Genomic DNA, 2,106 nt, shown 5'->3' on the forward strand with positions numbered 1-2,106 from the left:
AGCTGCCGGTTAATGGCAGCCTGTAGTCTCAACAGATATATTTATTTAACATACTTCGCATATTGCTTACTTAATGCATTAAATTGTTCAATGTCTTGTTGGTCAATTGCTTCATTTATTTGTTCTTCAAGTCGATGTTTATTAAATTCAAATACCATTTCATCAAGCAACAATCTTGAAGCTAGTTTAAATTCATATGGAATTTCACGTCTAGCTTTAATCGCGATCGTTTTCGGAAACTGATATCTAATTAGTACATAAGAGGTAACTTGATTCTTCATGTCCCTTCCCCCTTACTCCTTTTTTCTATTATCCTAAATTTCACTTCTAATTGCAACAATTTTCTGAACCTTTAATGTAATTTATTCACTTAGTGTATTAATGTGTTTGTGCTTTTCAAGAAATAATTTAAATTTTGGAGTTCTCTTGAAGGGCATTCTTATTACATCATATGTAAAAAACACCCTGACGTTATAATACCGTCAGGGCTAATTCCTCTTGTTGGGAGAGAGGTGTATATGAACTTTGTGTAAGAACACAAAGGTTCACCAAATTCATTTAACGGTTACCGTTACCTGGTCCTCCATTACCATTGCTATTACCAGGCCCACCGTTTCCGTTCCCTGGCCCATCACCATTGTTAGGACCTTTGCCATTACTGTTTCCAGGACCACCGCGGTCTTTGTTTTGACCAGGTGCTTGATCACTATTACCAGGAGCACCATTATTAGAACGGTCTTCCTTCTTAGATTCTTTTACATCTTCATTGCTTGATTGTACTGTCTCTTCAGATTCTTCATTAGAAGAATCTGAAGGGGAATCTTCCTCTACTGATTCTTCAACATTTGCATTTCCTTCTTTTGAGAACTCATCAGTAATTTCGTTTAATTGGACAAGCAAGTTTTCTACTTCTTCTTCGCTATATTTGTTTTCTAATCGTTCTAATGAACGCTCGATATTACGTTTTAAAGCTGCCTTCGCTACTGGATTTTTCTTATCTTCCATTGCTTTAGCTAGTGATAAGACGTTTTGACCAATTTGCTTAGAATCAGATGACTCTTCATCTTCTTCAGTTGATTCTTCGTCCTCTTCTAAGCCTTCTTCAACTTCTTCCTCTTCAATACCTTCTTCTTCACGGTATTCACTTGCTTCTTCTAATACAGCTACGACCGCATCAAGATGAGCTTCAGCACTCTCTAAGTCGCCAGCTTGATAAGCCTCAAACGCTTGCTCTAATTCTTCTACTGACCATTCTAAAATGCTTTGTGCTAACTCCTTATCACCTTGTTGAATCACAACAGCTAACTCATCAGATAACATCGTGTAGTATGTAAATAATTGCTCTTCTAGGGATTGCTGTTGTTCTGCAACCTCTTCTGTGTCTATTTCGTCTGCATTTTCATCATTAGCTGTTATTCCTAATGGGCTCAAAAATAGTGAACCTGTCAATATTGTTGCAGTTAACGAGTAGAATATTTTATTCGAATTCATCTGCTCACCCTTTATTTTTATTTATTTGTAACATCATTACGAATAGACTTGGTGTTTTTGTGGGGGTTTTTAAACAAATCTTTCGAAAATTATTCTAAAGTGAAAAAATAAGCCTCTGCTATATATTTATAGCAAAGGCTTTACTTTTATTGCGAAATCTTTTGAGTTATTTCAAATGTACGCTTCGCTTGATGCTTAACAGCTTGCTCTACATCATCTTGTAAATTTCCTTCTCCATCCACTTGAGCACTCGTCCCGTATGGATTCCCTCCTGAAGCAAAGATCGAATCATCCGTATAACCAGGTGGTACAATAATAGCACCCCAATGGTACATTGATGTGTAAAAGTGCATGATTGTTTGTTCTTGGCCACCATGTGCATTTTGAGCTGTTGTCATCGCACTTACAACTTTGTTAGCAAGTTTTCCTGCCATCCAAAGGCCACCTGCTTGGTCCATAAATTGTTTTACTTGTGCTGGAACGTTACCGAACCGAGTCGGTAAACTAAAAATAAAACCGTCAGCCCATTCTAAATCTTCCACTTGAGCTTCTGGTACATCTTTAGTTTTTTCATAATGGTCTTTCCATGCTGGGTTTTGAGCGATCGCTTCTTCT

The 2,106-nt window shown here is 37.2% G+C and carries 3 protein-coding genes; all 3 read right to left on the reverse strand.

Features of this window, described 5'->3' with window-relative positions:
- Positions 1-41: 41 nt before the first annotated feature.
- On the reverse strand, positions 42-281 hold the full coding sequence (locus A194_RS0116005; protein WP_017187788.1) for an IDEAL domain-containing protein: 240 nt from the start codon (positions 279-281) through the stop codon (positions 42-44).
- A gap of 277 nt (positions 282-558) precedes the next feature.
- Positions 559-1,491: a hypothetical protein gene (locus tag A194_RS0116010; protein ID WP_017187789.1), complete on the reverse strand. Its 933-nt coding sequence runs from the start codon at positions 1,489-1,491 to the stop codon at positions 559-561.
- Positions 1,492-1,637: 146 nt separating this feature from the next.
- Positions 1,638-2,106 (reverse strand): NAD(P)H-dependent oxidoreductase (locus tag A194_RS0116015; RefSeq protein ID WP_017187790.1); only part of this gene is annotated, 469 nt, incomplete at its 5' end.

The sequence above is a fragment of the Alkalibacillus haloalkaliphilus C5 genome, from assembly GCF_000269905.1.
Taxonomy (GTDB): domain Bacteria; phylum Bacillota; class Bacilli; order Bacillales; family Alkalibacillaceae; genus Alkalibacillus; species Alkalibacillus haloalkaliphilus_A.